The organism is Pseudomonas sp. fls2-241-R2A-110, assembly GCF_030209165.1.
GTDB lineage: Bacteria > Pseudomonadota > Gammaproteobacteria > Pseudomonadales > Pseudomonadaceae > Aquipseudomonas.
In genome coordinates this window covers 274,994-289,962 of sequence record NZ_JARVSN010000005.1, presented here as the reverse complement: position 1 = coordinate 289,962, position 14,969 = coordinate 274,994, and the positions used below count along the sequence as shown (strand labels likewise).

The 14,969-nt window shown below is 58.3% G+C and carries 19 protein-coding genes; 10 read left to right on the top strand and 9 right to left on the bottom strand.

Annotation, left to right across the window (positions count from 1 at the left end):
- Positions 1 to 53: 53 nt before the first annotated feature.
- From QRN31_RS03840 to recX, 5 genes are all read left to right on the top strand, one after another.
- Positions 54 to 617: a glycoside hydrolase family 19 protein gene (locus QRN31_RS03840; protein WP_285430303.1), complete on the top strand. Its 564-nt coding sequence runs from the start codon at positions 54 to 56 to the stop codon at positions 615 to 617.
- Positions 599 to 1,135: a lysis system spanin subunit gene (locus QRN31_RS03835; RefSeq protein ID WP_285430302.1), complete on the top strand. Its 537-nt coding sequence runs from the start codon at positions 599 to 601 to the stop codon at positions 1,133 to 1,135. The genes QRN31_RS03840 and QRN31_RS03835 overlap by 19 nt, the downstream gene beginning before the upstream one ends.
- 80 nt (positions 1,136 to 1,215) lie before the next feature.
- The gene (locus tag QRN31_RS03830; protein WP_285430300.1) at positions 1,216 to 1,716 is read left to right on the top strand and encodes a CinA family protein; all 501 of its coding nucleotides are present in this window, start codon (positions 1,216 to 1,218) and stop codon (positions 1,714 to 1,716) included.
- 83 nt (positions 1,717 to 1,799) lie between these two features.
- Positions 1,800 to 2,852: a recombinase RecA gene (gene recA, locus QRN31_RS03825; RefSeq protein ID WP_007907270.1), complete on the top strand. Its 1,053-nt coding sequence runs from the start codon at positions 1,800 to 1,802 to the stop codon at positions 2,850 to 2,852.
- Positions 2,853 to 2,860: 8 nt separating this feature from the next.
- Complete coding sequence (gene recX, locus QRN31_RS03820) at positions 2,861 to 3,328, top strand: recombination regulator RecX (protein ID WP_285430298.1); 468 nt, start codon at positions 2,861 to 2,863, stop codon at positions 3,326 to 3,328.
- A 44-nt stretch (positions 3,329 to 3,372) separates the two neighbouring features.
- Here recX and QRN31_RS03815 read toward each other — a convergent pair whose 3' ends face one another.
- Positions 3,373 to 4,491, bottom strand: a complete 1,119-nt coding sequence (locus QRN31_RS03815; protein WP_285430296.1) for an LOG family protein — start codon at positions 4,489 to 4,491, stop codon at positions 3,373 to 3,375.
- Positions 4,492 to 4,856: 365 nt separating this feature from the next.
- Between QRN31_RS03815 and QRN31_RS03810 the strand changes: the two genes are divergently transcribed.
- The gene (locus QRN31_RS03810) at positions 4,857 to 5,051 is read left to right on the top strand and encodes a hypothetical protein (protein ID WP_285430294.1); all 195 of its coding nucleotides are present in this window, start codon (positions 4,857 to 4,859) and stop codon (positions 5,049 to 5,051) included.
- Here the strand turns inward: QRN31_RS03810 and QRN31_RS03805 are convergent, their stop codons facing one another.
- The gene (locus QRN31_RS03805) at positions 5,052 to 5,477 is read right to left on the bottom strand and encodes a PA3611 family quorum-sensing-regulated virulence factor (protein ID WP_259151663.1); all 426 of its coding nucleotides are present in this window, start codon (positions 5,475 to 5,477) and stop codon (positions 5,052 to 5,054) included.
- Positions 5,478 to 5,666: 189 nt separating this feature from the next.
- Here QRN31_RS03805 and QRN31_RS03800 point away from each other — a divergent pair, with 189 nt between their 5' ends.
- The 3 genes from QRN31_RS03800 to QRN31_RS03790 all read left to right on the top strand — a co-directional run bounded on the left by QRN31_RS03800 (position 5,667) and on the right by QRN31_RS03790 (position 7,723).
- Positions 5,667 to 6,425, top strand: a complete 759-nt coding sequence (locus QRN31_RS03800) for a tRNA-uridine aminocarboxypropyltransferase (RefSeq protein WP_285430292.1) — start codon at positions 5,667 to 5,669, stop codon at positions 6,423 to 6,425.
- Positions 6,426 to 6,634: 209 nt separating this feature from the next.
- Entirely contained in the window at positions 6,635 to 7,285 is a 651-nt protein-coding gene (erdR, locus tag QRN31_RS03795; protein WP_052966391.1) for a response regulator transcription factor ErdR, read from the top strand.
- 75 nt (positions 7,286 to 7,360) lie between these two features.
- Entirely contained in the window at positions 7,361 to 7,723 is a 363-nt protein-coding gene (locus QRN31_RS03790) for a diacylglycerol kinase (protein ID WP_008153979.1), read from the top strand.
- Here QRN31_RS03790 and QRN31_RS03785 read toward each other — a convergent pair.
- Positions 7,720 to 8,646 carry a LysR family transcriptional regulator gene (locus QRN31_RS03785; RefSeq protein WP_285430289.1) on the bottom strand — a complete coding sequence of 309 codons (927 nt, stop codon included), beginning with the start codon at positions 8,644 to 8,646 and terminating at the stop codon, positions 7,720 to 7,722. The genes QRN31_RS03790 and QRN31_RS03785 overlap by 4 nt on opposite strands.
- Positions 8,647 to 8,767: 121 nt before the next feature.
- On the opposite strand from QRN31_RS03785, the gene fpr reads away from it, so the two are divergent.
- Positions 8,768 to 9,547: a ferredoxin-NADP reductase gene (gene fpr / locus QRN31_RS03780; protein WP_003443014.1), complete on the top strand. Its 780-nt coding sequence runs from the start codon at positions 8,768 to 8,770 to the stop codon at positions 9,545 to 9,547.
- Between the two features lie 171 nt (positions 9,548 to 9,718).
- Here the strand turns inward: fpr and tsaA are convergent, their stop codons facing one another.
- The 6 genes from tsaA to rimO all read right to left on the bottom strand — a co-directional run bounded on the left by tsaA (position 9,719) and on the right by rimO (position 14,761).
- Positions 9,719 to 10,417, bottom strand: a complete 699-nt coding sequence (gene tsaA / locus QRN31_RS03775; protein ID WP_285430286.1) for a tRNA (N6-threonylcarbamoyladenosine(37)-N6)-methyltransferase TrmO — start codon at positions 10,415 to 10,417, stop codon at positions 9,719 to 9,721.
- A 163-nt stretch (positions 10,418 to 10,580) separates the two neighbouring features.
- Positions 10,581 to 11,351, bottom strand: coding sequence for an SDR family oxidoreductase (locus QRN31_RS03770; RefSeq protein WP_285430284.1), 771 nt, complete (start codon positions 11,349 to 11,351; stop codon positions 10,581 to 10,583).
- Between the two features lie 136 nt (positions 11,352 to 11,487).
- Complete coding sequence (locus tag QRN31_RS03765; protein ID WP_285430283.1) at positions 11,488 to 11,958, bottom strand: YehS family protein; 471 nt, start codon at positions 11,956 to 11,958, stop codon at positions 11,488 to 11,490.
- Between the two features lie 75 nt (positions 11,959 to 12,033).
- Entirely contained in the window at positions 12,034 to 12,744 is a 711-nt protein-coding gene (locus tag QRN31_RS03760) for an rRNA pseudouridine synthase (protein ID WP_090187685.1), read from the bottom strand.
- 92 nt (positions 12,745 to 12,836) lie between these two features.
- Positions 12,837 to 13,310 carry a GNAT family N-acetyltransferase gene (locus QRN31_RS03755; RefSeq protein WP_285430282.1) on the bottom strand — a complete coding sequence of 158 codons (474 nt, stop codon included), beginning with the start codon at positions 13,308 to 13,310 and terminating at the stop codon, positions 12,837 to 12,839.
- Between the two features lie 113 nt (positions 13,311 to 13,423).
- The gene (gene rimO / locus QRN31_RS03750; protein ID WP_059181533.1) at positions 13,424 to 14,761 is read right to left on the bottom strand and encodes a 30S ribosomal protein S12 methylthiotransferase RimO; all 1,338 of its coding nucleotides are present in this window, start codon (positions 14,759 to 14,761) and stop codon (positions 13,424 to 13,426) included.
- Positions 14,762 to 14,969 lie beyond the last annotated feature (208 nt).

Sequence of the window (14,969 nt, the reverse complement as noted above, 5' to 3'; positions counted from 1 at the left end):
GCTTTGTGCCGATGACGGCCGAGTAACTTTCCATCCTTTCCATGGAGGTCATCATGACTGTTACGCAACAACTGCTGGAAACCGTCATGCCCAACGCCCGCCCCCAAGCGGGCGTTTTCATTTGCGCACTCAACAACGCGATGGCTCGCTTCAACATCAATACCCCGAAACGCATTGCCGCTTTCCTCGCGCAAGTCGGCCATGAATCCGGGCAGTTGCAGTACGTGCGTGAGCTTGGCAGCGAGCAATATCTGAGCAAGTACGACACCGGCGCGTTGGCCGCCCGTTTGGGCAATACGCCCGCCCCCGACGGTGATGGTCAAAAGTACCGTGGCAGGGGCCTGATCCAGATTACTGGCCGCGACAATTACCGTGAATGCAGTCTCGGACTGTTCGGCGATGACCGTTTGCTATTTCTGCCAGAACTCCTGGAAAAACCCCAATGGGCCGCCGAATCCGCCGCGTGGTTCTGGCAAAAAAACGGCCTCAACGAACTGGCCGACCGCGACCAGTTCAACAGCATCACACGTCGTATCAACGGTGGGCTCAACGGTCTGCAAGATCGTCTGTTGTTGTGGGCACGGGCGAGGGCGGTGCTATGCCAGTCTTCGGTCTGATGCCGGTTTCTTGCCGGGCAATTGGGCTTGTTGTGTTTCTGGCTGTGTTGGCCGCAAGCTCGGCGGCGCTGGCCTGGCACTTCCAGGATTGGCGGTATGGCCGGCAACTGGCGGAACAGGCCCGCGTGCATGCCGAAGCGTTGAATCGGCTGGCAATGGCTGCAGCAACGCAGCAACAGGCCGAGCAGGACAAGCGTCAGGCGCTTGAACAGCGCCTTTCAATCAGTGAACAAGTCCATTTTCGAGCGCTTAGCGATGCCCAACGTGATCAAGGTCGCTTGCGCGATCGTCTTGCCACTGCTGATGTGCGCTTGTCGGTCCTCCTCGACGCCGATGACGCTGCCTCAGGCTGTTCAATGCCAGCCACCTCCAGCGCCAGCAGCGTGGATCATGGAGTTGCGCGAGCCCGACTTGACCCGGCGCATGCTCAACGAATTATCGCCATCACCGACGCCGGTGACAGCGGATTGATTGCCTTGCAGGCGTGTCAGGCTTATATCAGAGCCGTCACTCGCTAACATTTTGATCAATCCTGCGCCTTGCAAGCGCCATCTGCTCGTGTACGGTAGTTCTCATTCCGCTCGATCAGGAGAAGCCCGTGAAAGAAATCACCCAGCTGGCCGCTGAGCTTGGCAGGCGCATGCAGGTTCTCAATGCCCACGTCACTACAGCCGAGTCCTGCACCGGCGGCGGCATCGCCGAGGCGATCACCCGTATCCCGGGGAGCTCGGCGTGGTTCGAGGCCGGTTATGTGACGTACTCCAATCGCCAGAAAACCCAACAGTTGAATGTGCCGGTCGAGTTGTTCACGACGGTCGGTGCGGTCAGTCGCGAGGTGGTTGAGGCGATGGTTCGCGGTGCCCAGGACAAAAGCCACGCGCGTTTTGCCGTGGCGGTCAGCGGTGTGGCAGGGCCGGATGGCGGTTCTCCGAGTAAACCGGTGGGCACGGTGTGGCTGGCCTGGGGCGTGGGCGAGCAGGTCTTCAGCGAGGAGCAACACTTCGTCGGTAACCGCGATGAGGTCCGCCGACAAACGGTTAAGGCCGCGCTAGAGGGGCTGCTGCGCCATGCCGCGGGAGAAATCTCAAATCAGGGGTAGGCGATCCTGAAACGCTGTGGAATAATACTGGCTACTTATACAGGTGTTGGCCGTCAGGCCTTATTGATTACGTGAGGACTTTAATGGACGACAACAAGAAGAAAGCCTTGGCTGCGGCCCTGGGTCAGATCGAACGTCAATTCGGCAAGGGTGCCGTAATGCGTATGGGCGATCAGGACCGTCAGGCGATCCCGGCTATCTCCACTGGCTCTCTGGGTCTGGACATCGCGCTCGGCATTGGCGGTCTGCCAAAAGGTCGTATCGTTGAAATCTACGGTCCTGAATCCTCCGGTAAAACCACGCTGACGCTGTCGGTGATCGCCCAGGCTCAAAAAGCCGGCGCGACCTGCGCATTCGTCGACGCCGAACACGCACTCGATCCTGAATACGCCGGCAAACTGGGCGTCAACGTCGACGACCTGCTGGTCTCCCAGCCGGACACCGGCGAGCAAGCCCTGGAAATCACCGACATGCTGGTGCGTTCCAACGCGGTTGACGTGATCATCGTCGACTCCGTGGCCGCGCTGGTTCCGAAGGCTGAAATCGAAGGCGAAATGGGCGACATGCACGTGGGCCTGCAAGCCCGTCTGATGTCCCAGGCGCTGCGTAAAATCACCGGTAACATCAAGAACGCCAACTGCTTGGTGATCTTCATCAACCAGATCCGTATGAAGATCGGCGTGATGTTCGGCAGCCCGGAAACCACCACCGGTGGTAACGCGCTGAAGTTCTACGCCTCGGTACGTCTGGACATCCGTCGTACTGGCGCGGTGAAAGAAGGTGATGAAGTCGTCGGTAGCGAAACCCGCGTTAAAGTCGTGAAGAACAAGGTGGCTTCGCCGTTCCGTCAGGCCGAGTTCCAGATCCTCTACGGCAAGGGCATCTACCTCAACGGTGAGATGATCGACCTGGGTGTGCTTCACGGTTTCGTTGAGAAGTCCGGTGCCTGGTATGCCTATGAAGGCACCAAGATCGGTCAGGGCAAGGCCAACTCGGCCAAGTTCCTGGCAGACAATCCGGAAATCGCCGCCAAGCTCGAGAAGCAACTGCGTGACAAGTTGCTGACCCCAGCGCCGGATGTCAAAGCATCGCCAGTCAAAGAGACTGCTGATGACCTGGCTGACGCTGATATCTGATTGATCCGATGACCGCCGTACTCGATACACTCGTCGCGGTGCGGCGAACCGCAATGGACCTGCTCGCGCGACGCGAGCACGGTCGAGTCGAGCTGACGCGTAAGTTGCGTCAGCGCGGCGCTCTCCCTGAAATGATCGACACCGCACTTGATCGTTTGACGGAAGAGGGTCTGCTGTCCGAATCCCGTTACCTCGAAAGTTTCGTTTCCTACCGCGCCCGTTCCGGCTATGGGCCTTTGCGTATTCGCGAAGAACTCAGCCAACGCGGCCTGCAACGTGCAGATATTGAACTCGCTTTGCGCGAGAGCGGTATCAACTGGCAGGAGCAACTGGAAGATACCTGGCGGCGCAAATTTGCCGGGCATCTACCTATAGACGTCCGGGAGCGCGCCAAGCAAGGGCGGTTCCTCAGTTATCGGGGATACTCCATGGAAATGATCAGCCGCTTGTTCAGTGGTCGAGGAATGGATGATTAATAAAAACGGCCCGCTATTTCGATAGCGGGCCGTTTTTTTGTGCCTCACGTCACCTTGGACGGTTCGCGCGTGCGCTGTTGCGGCTGGGGTTTTGAATGGGCCCAGTTTTCCGGCAGGTTGATGTAATCCACCAGTGCCCGCAGGCGTCCATGATCCCGGGCGTTGAAGTTGAAGGCCAGTCGCGCCAGATGACTGAACTGCGGTTCGTCATGCTCCTCGCCGCTATAAGCGTGCTGATGGAAATGATCGCTCAGGCACAGGTCGGCAAAGGCTTCCTGCATGTGTTCGAGCGCCCGGTCGCTGAGCTTGTGGTTCATGCGAATCACGAACTGATGCTTGAGCCAGCGGCTGGAGTGGAAGTTGCTGTAGAACTGATTGATCTGCTCCACCGCTTCTTCAGCGCTGTAGACCAGACTCACCAGCTTCATGTCGGTTGGCAGAATGTAGCGATTTTCCTCCAGTTGATGGTGAATGAAGTCCAGCGCGCCTTGCCAGAAGGTGCCGCCCGGCGAGTCCAGCAGCACCACAGGCACCAGCGGGCTTTTACCGGTCTGAATCAGCGTCAACACTTCGAGCGCTTCATCCAGGGTGCCAAAACCACCGGGGCACAGGACCAGCGCATCGGCCTCTTTGACGAAGAACAACTTGCGGGTAAAGAAAAAGTGGAACGGCAGCAGGTTGGCGGTGCCCTTGACAGTGGGATTGGCATGTTGCTCGAAGGGCAGGGTGATATTGAATCCCAGACTGTGTTCCAGGCCCGCACCTTCGTGGGCAGCCGCCATGATGCCGCCCCCGGCACCGGTAATGACCATCAGGTCCGAGCGCGCGAGTGCCGCACCGAGTTCTCGGGCCAAGCCATACAGTGGATGTTCGATCGGTGTGCGGGCCGAGCCAAATACGGTGACCTTGCGTCGCCCCCGAAACTGCTCGAGCACCCGGAAGGCGTGTTCCAGTTCGCGCAGGGTTTGCAGGGTGATTTTTGCATTCCAGCGGTTGTGATCTTCCTGGGCCATGCGCAGCACGGTCAGGATCATGTCGCGGTAAATCGGGGTGTTGGGGCTGTTGGGTGAAACCAGGTTGAGTTGTTCTTCGACCTTGCTGATGAGGTCGTGGCCGCTTTCTTCAAAATGACGGCTCAGGAGGTCATTCGGTTGGTAAGGCATTCAACTTCTCCTTCCATACAGGCTTTGTTGTTCCCTTGGAGAAAGAAACATTCGCACAATTTAGACGTAGGCCGGGCAGCCCCTTTTCTGCCACGAAAGATGATCGTTAATACTCTGAATCTAGACCCTTGCAGAGATTCTCGCTGGCTTGATGATTGCGCCGCAAAGTCTTTCCTGGCAACCGCTTATTAACGATTTGCAAGGTGATTTCACCGTTCGTCTGAACGCAAGCCAAGCGTCTGGCGCTCTGATTTACTAAATTACAGGCGTGACACGACAGCTTTGCGTCAAAGGCGCGACGCATCGGTTGATGCAGTTCAAGGATTTTTCGCTCGAAGGGGCGAGGTGCAGGGAGGCTGGAAGCGATGGCCAGAGTCATTCTGGAGATCGATACGCAACTGTATCGATTGTTGAAGGCATCCGCCGAGACCAATCATTTGAGTCTCGAGCAAGAGTGCTGCCGGCGTCTGGAGGGGGCCGACCGGCGTTCACGTTATCTGCAAGCGCTGTTGGCAGAACTGCGCGCCGAGGATGAACAACGGCGCGCCAATTCCCGATGATTACTTCTTCTTGGCCGGGGTTGCTTTCGGGCAATCCGATTCCTGATAACTGGCGGAGCCAACGGCGCGGTTGGTCTTCACCTCGGTGAAGTCGTAACGCATGACTGCGCCCTTGGCCATCAGTTTGCGGTACGAGGGGTTGTTGCACACAGAGGCGCCAAGCTGGAAATACACCGCTTTGGGGTCGGCACGCATCTTATCGGCGTGGCTGCTTTGCACGCTCAAGTGATTGATCAGCGTCTTGCCTTCAACGGTGTAGCCCTGATCAAGAATGTCTTCGTTGATCGCCCGTGGAGTGCCAACACTGCTTTGTACGGCGACATTTTGCAGCTCTCTGTTGAGATTCTGCTCACTCAAGGATGCAGCCTGAGCGCTAAAGGACGACGCCAGCAAAATGGCAGCGGTGGGAACGATAAGGCGCAGCATGAAACTCTCCTGGTTCAGTGACTGGTGGTTCGACCCGTCACATGACTGTGCGTTCAGTGGCGCAGAATTATAGGGGAGGAGGTCTGGGCGGTACAGGCTTGTACCGGTTGCTCTGATAAACTGCCGCGACTTTTTGCCCTTGCGAGTGTTTTGCGTGTCGATTTTCCATCCCCTGTGGTGCCGCCTGCGATGAACCCTGCCACCCCGCGCTTTGCCGCAAACGCCGTCGCCCGCTTGCGCGATCAGCGTGAAGAGGAGGGCATCAAGCCGATTCAGGCCCGTGGCTGGAGGGCGCCGCGATGCCGTGATTGCCGCGTGATTGAAAGTCACTGCCTATGTGCCTGGCGTCCGTTGGTCGAGGCCCGCTCGGGTGTGTGCCTGATCATGACCAACAAGGAAGTTTTCAAACCGAGCAACACCGGTTGGCTGATTGCCGATGTGGTGCGCGATAACCATGCGTTCATTTGGTCGCGTACTGAAGTCGATCAGCAACTGTTGGCGCTGTTGTCAGATCCGCAGTGGCAGCCGTATCTGGTCTTTCCGGGCGAATACGTTGAGCCCGAACGCGTCACCAACAGCGTCGAGACCGATAGCGCCAAGCGTCCGCTGTTCATTCTGCTGGACGCCACCTGGACCGAAGCCCGCAAGATCTTTCGCAAGAGCCCGTATTTTGATCGCTTGCCGATCTTGAGCCTGCTGCCCGAGAAGCTGTCACGCTATCGACTGCGCCGTTCCACCCGCAGCGAACATTTATGCACCGCTGAAGTGGCTGCACTGTGTCTCGATCTGGCCGGTGATACCGCGGCCGCGTCAGCGCTGGACGCTTATTTTGATGTGTTCAGTCAGCATTATCTGGACGCGAAAAACCAGCTGGACATGAACCTCGCCACACCGGCCCACGCCGAGCTGATGCCGTTTATTCATAACGACGTCCCCGCCATGTCCTGATTGTCGCCCATACTGCAAAGAACTGTACCGGTTATGCATCTTGACCACCCCGGTTTCGCTGGGCATGCTTGGCGCCGATTGGGGCGCGGCCATCGTTTGATACGCCGTATTTTTACGTGAATAGCCATGTGATTGGCGTTGAACGTGCCCTGTTGGTGCATCTGCGTGGCTGCACCTGGAGTTGTTTGAAAAACAGGATCATTTGAAAAATGGCCACATACGAAATCCTGATTGCCGATGACCATCCTCTTTTTCGTAGCGCGCTGCATCAAGCGTTGACCCTGGGCCTTGGCCCGGATGTCCGTCTGGTGGAAGTGGCGAGTATTGCCGAGCTGGAAACCCGTCTGGACGAAAAGGCCGATTGGGATCTGGTGCTGCTGGACCTCAACATGCCGGGGGCTTACGGTTTTTCCGGTCTGGTGTTGTTGCGCGGCCAGTACCCGCAGATTCCGGTGGTCATGGTCTCGGCCCAGGAAGAGGCCTCGATCATGGTGAAGTCCCGCGAATTTGGCGCCAGTGGCTTCATTCCCAAGTCCAGTGACCTCAGTGTCATCCAGAAAGCCGTGCGCGCGGTGCTCGACGGCGATGTATTCTGGCCACCTCAAGCGTTCGAAGCGGTGAGCGTTTCCGCTGAAGCCAAGGCCGCCAGTGAAGGCCTCGCCAGCCTGACGCCCCAACAGTTCCGGGTGTTGACCATGGTCTGTGAGGGCTTGCTGAACAAGCAGATTGCTTATGAGCTGAGCGTTTCCGAAGCGACGATCAAGGCGCATGTCACGGCGATTTTTCGTAAGCTGAATGTGCGGACTCGCACCCAGGCGGCCTTGCTTCTGCAACAACTTGAGTCAATTTCAAGCCACTGAGTATTGGCTTATTCACGCTTTTTTGACTTTGGTTGATCTAGCTTCCCCACTCTTTTTTGGTCAGTTGCCCACTCTATGTCACCTTTCAAAGGCCAAACCGGCCTAAAACGTATCCTTAACGCCTCCGGTTACTCGCTGGACGGCCTGCGCGCAGCCTTTACCGGCGAAGCGGCTTTTCGGCAACTGGTGCTGCTGAATGTCATCCTGATCCCCCTTTCGTTCTTTCTGAACGTCAGCCGTGTCGAACAGGCGTTGCTGATCGCCGTCTGCCTGTTGGCGTTGATTGTCGAATTGCTCAATTCTGCGGTGGAAGCGGCCATCGACCGCATTTCCCTTGAGTTGCACCCGCTGTCCAAGAACGCCAAGGACATGGGCAGCGCCGCTCAGCTCGTGGCGTTGAGCATGATCGCGCTGGTGTGGGCGGTGATTCTGCTTTAAGCGATGGTGGGCAGGACGATCTCGTCGCTGCGCTGCACCCCGGCGGTGAACGCGCGGCACAGGTCGAGAAACTCGCGCATCGCCGAGGTCTGATATTTCTGTTTGTGCCAGATGAAATAGAACTGTCGCGCCAGGTCCAGATCTGGCGTTTCCACCGCCACCAGGCTGCCGCGGCGGAAGGCATCGCGCAGTGCCAATCTGGAAATACAGCCAATCCCCAATCCTGACTCTACCGCGCGTTTGATCGCTTCGGTGTGTTCCAGCTCGAGTCGGATATTGAGTGTGCTGCGATGGTGACGCATCGCCTGGTCGAAGGTCAGCCGTGTGCCAGAGCCTTGCTCGCGCAGGATCCATGCCTCATGGGTCAGCTCCTCCATGGTCGCCCTGCCACGTTTGGCCAATGGATGCTGAGGCGCACAAAACACCACCAGTTCGTCCTCGACCCAGCTTTGCACTTCGATGTCCGGGTGGCTGCAGTCGCCTTCGATTAGACCCAGATCAATTTCGTAGTGAGCGACTTGTTGCACGATATTGGCTGTGTTCTGTACATGCAGCTTCACCTGGCTTTCGGGATGGCGTTGCATGAAGCTGCCGATCAACAAGGTCGCCAGATAATTGCCAATGGTCAGGGTCGCGCCAACCGCCAGGGAGCCGAAACCGGACTTGCCGTTGAGCAGGTCTTCGATCTCCTTGGCCTGATCAAGCAGCGCCACGGCTTGTGGCAATAGCTGCTTGCCCAAGGCGTTAAGGCTCAGCCGTTTGCCTGCGCGGTCGAACAGCTGGCAGCTGGACTGGCGCTCTAGCTCGGTGATCGAGGTGCTGGCCGCCGATTGCGAGAGGTTGAGCAAGCCCGCGGCACGGGATACGCTTTCCTGCTGGGCGACAGCGACGAATACTTGAAGTTGACGGAGAGTAAATCGCATATCTATATAACCGATAACCCTTATCTTAATAATCCATTTAACAGATATTGTCGCTGCCATTAGAATGCGATGCAATTGCGCACATCATTGGCGCAGGCAAATCTCCAGGAGTCCCACGTACATGAGCAACATGAACCACGAGCGTGTCCTCAGTGTTCACCACTGGAACGACACTCTGTTCAGCTTCAAGTGCACCCGCGATCCGGGCCTGCGCTTCGAGAACGGTCAGTTCGTGATGATCGGCCTGCAACAGCCCAACGGCCGGCCGCTCATGCGCGCTTACTCGATTGCCAGCCCGAACTGGGAAGAGCATCTCGAGTTCTTCAGCATCAAGGTGCCTGATGGCCCGCTGACTTCCCAGTTGCAGCATCTGAAGGAAGGCGACGAGATCATCATCAGCAAGAAGCCTACCGGCACCCTGGTGCTGGATGACTTGAAGCCTGGCAAACATTTGTACCTGCTCAGCACCGGTACCGGTCTGGCGCCATTCATGAGCGTCATCCAAGACCCGGAAACCTACGAGCGTTTCGAAAAAGTGATCCTGTGCCACGGCGTACGGTACGTCAATGAAGTCGCTTACCGCGAGTTCATCACCGAGCACCTGCCGCAGAACGAGTTCTTCGGTGAAGCGCTGCGTGACAAATTGATCTACTACCCGACCGTGACCCGTGAGCCGTTCGAGAACGAAGGTCGCCTGACCGACCTGATGCGCAGCGGCAAGCTGTTCAGCGACATCGGACTGCCACCGATTAACCCGCAGGACGACCGCGCCATGCTATGCGGCAGCCCGAGCATGCTCGACGAGACCAGCGAAGTGCTGAACAGCTTCGGTTTGAAAGTTTCGCCGCGGATGCGCGAGCCGGGTGATTACTTGATCGAGCGTGCGTTCGTCGAGAAGTAAGCCCAATACCTGTGGGAGCGAGCTTGCTCGCGAATGCGGTTTAACATTCAACGATCATGTTGACTGACAGTCCGCTTTCGCGAGCAAGCTCGCTCCCACATTGGTTTTTTATTCGCCACAAAAAGCCCGCGTTGCCTGAAAAGGCATCGCGGGCTTTTTCGTTTCTTGCATTCAGGATTTTGCGGGAATGACTTCAAGAACGCGGATCACGCCGGCCTCGGGATAATGCCAGCGCACATCCAGATCCCAGAATTGCGCCCCGTATTCGCGCTCCGGCGCAGGAATCTGGTACGCCGGCCGTGGGTCTTGTGCCAGGCATTGCTCGATCAGTGCCACCAACGGCTCTTCAAGGCGCTGAGCATGGCTATGAGCCTGTTGCAGGGCTGAGTCCGTCCACTGCACGGGAATCAGCGATGGCGCAGCGCTGGCGATGCTATTGGACGCTGTGTCGATGATGTCCGCGTAAGGCACATAGGGTTTGATGTCCAGAATCGGCGTGCCGTCGAGCAGGTCTATTCCAGATATCCACAGCCGATTGGCTTCTACCTTGTCCAGCTTCACCACGGATTGACCGATGCCGTTGGGCCGGTGCGTCGCGCGCGTGGCAAACACGCCCATGGATTTGTTGCCGCCCAGACGAGGCGGGCGGACTTTCAGGCGTGGTTTTTCTTCAAGGGCTTGATGAAACAGGAACAACAGCCAGACATGGCTGACCTGCTCCAGGCCTTGCACCGCATCACCCTGATCAAAAGGCGCCACCAGTTCGAGCACGCCGCGAGCAGCCGGGGCCAGTTGCGGTTGGCGCGGGATGGCGAATTTCTCCTTGAAGCAGGAGCGCACGAAGCCGATGGGGGAAACGCTGTAGGTCATGGTTTGGGGGTCGAAGCGGGTAAGAGGCGGGCATGATAACCCACCCTAAGATCGTTCCCACGCTCTGCGTGGGAACGCTTCAATGGACGCTCTGCGTCCGCTTTTGGGACGCGGGGCGTCCCGGGCTGCATTCCCACTCAGAGCGTGGGAACGATCATGCGGATCAGAGGCTGAATCCGCCATCCAGCGGAATAATATTCCCGGTCATATACGCGCCCGCCGTGCTCGCCAGGCTGATCGCCAGCGCCGCCATCTCTTCTTCCCGACCCCAGCGCTTCATGGGTATCAACGCCGTATCGTGCGCCAGCGCCTGCTCATCGTTGCCAATGTGCTGGGTCATCTTGCTCGGGAAACGCCCCGGTGCAATGACGTTGACGTTGATGTGCTGGCTCACCAGTTCCCGGGCCAGGATTCGCGACAGTTGATGCAGGGCCGCTTTACTCGGGCCGTAGGCATACGCCTCTTCACCAAAGGAAGAAATCCCGGCCACTGAGCCAATATTGATGATCCGTGCCGGATTTGCTGGCGAACCGGCCTTTCGCAGCAGCGGCAAAAACTGCTGGATGCAGTTGAACACCGATGTCACGTTGAGCTGCATGACCTTTTCCCAGCCCTTGACCGGGTAACTCTCAAGCGGCGCGCCCCATGTGGTGCCGGCATTGTTCACCAGAATGTCCAGCTGGCCAATCTGCTCACTCAGGTGCGCCGCCAATTGCTGGACGCCTTCCTCATGAGCCAGATTGGCAGCTACCGCATGACACACCCCGAAGGCGCTCAGCTCATCGGCGGTTTGCCGGCAGGCGTCGGCATCACGAGCGCACACATAAACGCTGGCGCCGGCCTCGACATAGGCCTTGGCGATCATCTTGCCGATACCACGGGTGCCGCCGGTCACCAGTGCGGTGCGGCCTTGCAGGGAAAAGTACGGGTGCATGGCGAGTCCTGAGAGCTGAGGGTCATTACACCCTAGTCGTCAGCCGCCGGAAGCGGAGCCACTATTTTTGCGAGGAATGAAGGTCTATACAGGCTGGCCTTGAGCCGCAGGTGTGCGGCTCAAGGCGCATGTGCGCTTACTGCGGGCGAACACGCAGGGTCAGGCCCTTGAGGAAATTGCGCAGCAACTGGTCGCCGCATGCCCGGTAATTGCTGTGGCCGACCTTGCGGAACAGCGCGCTCAGCTCGGGCTTGGACACCGGAAACTCCGAAGCCTTGAGGATGGCGTGCATATCGTCTTCTTTGAGTTCGAAGGCCACGCGCAGCTTTTTCAGGATGATGTTGTTGGTCACCGGCACTTCAATAGGTTGCGGCGGACGGCTTTCGTCCTTGCCGCGTTTGAAGATCACCAGGCCGTCGAGGAAATGCGCCATGACTTCGTCCGGGCAGCGTACGAAGCCTTCTTCGTCTTCCTCTTTCTTGTCCAGGTACGTCAGCAGGTCTGCCAGGGTGACGTCCATGCCGCCGAGCTTGATGATCTCGATGACTTTTTTGTCGCTGATGTCGAGCATGTAGCGCACGCTGCGCAGTACGTCATTATGGATCATGGTGTGCAGTCCTGATATTCAGCAGTGGGCGCCGCATAAACAGCGGCGCCGAAATGTATGGCGGCGTGAAAAGTCTTAGAACTTCTCTTTGCCGGACAGGTAGCGCCATTGCCCCAGCGGCACTTTGCCGATGGACACGCCGCCAATGCGGATGCGGCGGATGGCGACGACCTTCAGGCCGACGGCCTGGCAAAACAGGGCGATCACGCCCGGTTGTGGGTTCTTCATCGCAAAGCGCAGGCGATTTTCGTTCTGCCAGCTGGCCTTGACCGGCGGCAGTTCCTTGCCCTTGTAAGTCAGGCCATGGTTCAGGCGGTTGAGGCCGTGAGCCACCATGTCGCCTTCAACCTCGACCACATACTCTTGCTCGATCTTGGCGGAATCGGCAGTCAGTTTGCGCAAGATCTTCCAGTCCTGGGTGAACACCAGCAGACCGCTGGCGTTGGCTTGCAGGTCGGTGCTGGCGGTCAGCCGCAGGAAGTGGCCCTTGAGCGGACGTTTGCTGAAGCGGTGTTCTTCGCTCAGGGTCTCGGCGCTGATGGTGGCCATCGCCGTTTCCGCGTCCATCCCGGCCGGTACGTTGAACAGGATAGTCACCGGTTCCGGTGCGGTGGCCTTGGCTTCCGGGTCAAGCTCGACTTTCTGGGTGTCGACCTTGAATTGCGGTTCGTCGATGACTTCGCCGTCCACGGTGACCCAGCCGCCCTCGATGAACAGCTCAGCCTCCCGACGGGAACAGCCGACGAGTTCGATGAGGCGTTTGGAGAGACGAATCGGGTCAGTCATGACAGGGCCGTAACAAAAAAGGGGTGGGCATTGTACCTGCGTGGCGCCGGTTAATCCCGGCTCCATTTGCCGCATGTGCTTTTAATGTTGTGTCAGCCATTGCGCGTCAATTGTTGCGCCTGACGCAAGCGCATATGCAACAACGGATAGGGCTGGCCCATACCATCGACTTCCGAACGACCGATCACCTCAAAGCCCTGCTTGAAGTAGAAACCCAGCGCCTGTGGGTTCTGCTCGTTGACGTCCAGCTCATCGGCGTTCAAATGTTCCATGGCATAGCGCAGCAACTGCTTGCCCAAGCCTTGGCCACGATGGGCCGGGTCAATGAAGAGCATTTCGATTTTGCCCGCGGCGACCCCGGCAAACCCGGTGATGCGCTGGCGAGCGTCCTTGGTGCAGATCAGCATCACTGCGTCGAGGTAGCGGGTCAGCACCAGGTTCTTCAGCAGTTCGATGTAGCTGTTCGGGAGGAAGTCATGGGTGGCGCGCACCGAGGCTTCCCAGACGCGCGTGAGTTCTTCGTAGTCGCTCTGTTTCGGCGTGTGGATGACCGAATGTTGGCGCATGGCCGGCTGCCCCTTTTACCGTTGATTGTGCGAGTCCTTTCTCCCACAAAACGATAGACGTAAAAAAGCCCCGCATCTCGTGAAAAGAGCGGGGCTGTGTGTATTTTTTGCGTTTAGATCTGTTCAGCCCACAGGTCGTACTCGTCGGCGTCGGTCACTTTGCACCAGACCTTGTCACCCGGCTTGAGGTTGCTGCCGTTGTCGATGAACACGTTGCCGTCGATTTCCGGGGCATCGAAGAAGCAGCGGCCGACCGCGCCTTGCTCGTCGACTTCATCGACCAGCACTTCGATCTCGCGGCCGATGCGCAGTTGCAGGCGCGCCGAGCTGATGGCCTGCTGGTGCGCCATGAAGCGGTCCCAACGGTCTTGCTTGACGTCGTCCGGCACGATGGCCGCGTCCAGCAGGTTGGCCGGGGCGCCTTCGACCGGGGAGTACTGGAAGCAGCCGACGCGGTCCAGCTGCGCTTCGGTCAGCCAGTCCAGCAGGTACTGGAAGTCTTCTTCGGTTTCGCCGGGGAAGCCGACGATGAAGGTCGAACGGATGATCAGGTCCGGGCAGATCTCGCGCCAGTTCTTGATGCGTGCCAGGGTCTTGTCTTCAAAGGCCGGGCGTTTCATGGCTTTCAGGACTTTCGGGCTGGCATGCTGGAACGGGATGTCCAGGTACGGCAGGATTTTACCGGCGGCCATCAGCGGGATCAGCTCATCGACGTGCGGGTACGGGTAAACGTAGTGCAGGCGAACCCAGACGCCCAAGGTGCTCAGGGCTTCGCAGAGTTCGGTCATGCGGGTTTTCACCGGCGCGCCGTTCCAGAAACCGGTGCGGTATTTCACGTCGACGCCGTAGGCGCTGGTGTCTTGCGAGATCACCAACAGCTCTTTGACGCCGGCCTTGACCAGGCGCTGGGCTTCGTCGAGCACATCACCGACCGGACGGCTGACCAGTTTGCCGCGCATCGAAGGAATGATGCAGAAGCTGCAGCTGTGGTTGCAGCCTTCGGAAATCTTCAGGTAAGCGTAGTGGCGTGGGGTCAGTTTGATCCCTTGCGGCGGCACCAGGTCGATCAGCGGGTTGTGATCCTGGCGCGGCGGCACGGCGTCATGCACCGCGTTGACCACTTGCTCGTATTGCTGCGGACCGGTTACGGCCAGCACGCTTGGGTGTACCTTGCGAATATTGCCTTCTTCGACGCCCATGCAGCCGGTCACGATGACCTTGCCGTTTTCCTTGATGGCTTCGCCGATCACTTCCAGGGACTCAGCCTTGGCCGAATCGATGAAACCGCAAGTGTTGACCACCACGACGTCGGCGTCCTCGTAGGTGGACACGACGTCATAGCCTTCCATGCGCAGCTGGGTAAGGATGCGCTCGGAGTCGACCAGTGCTTTGGGGCAACCCAGGGATACGAAGCCAACTTTTGGATTGGCTGGCGCGGGAGTGGTGGACATGTCTAACCTCGGTATTTGGGACGCCTCCAGCCGAAGACGGCAAGGCGACAGACGGGCGCTATGTTGCGCCTCTGGTCAAAAAGTGCGCAATTCTAGCGATGAGAGGCGCACTTGACCAGCTTTATGCAGGGAAATACGACGAGTGCTGCGCTATGCTTCGCGCCGTTACGCTTTACCGAATTTTTACAGTCAATAAATCGTCTGTAAC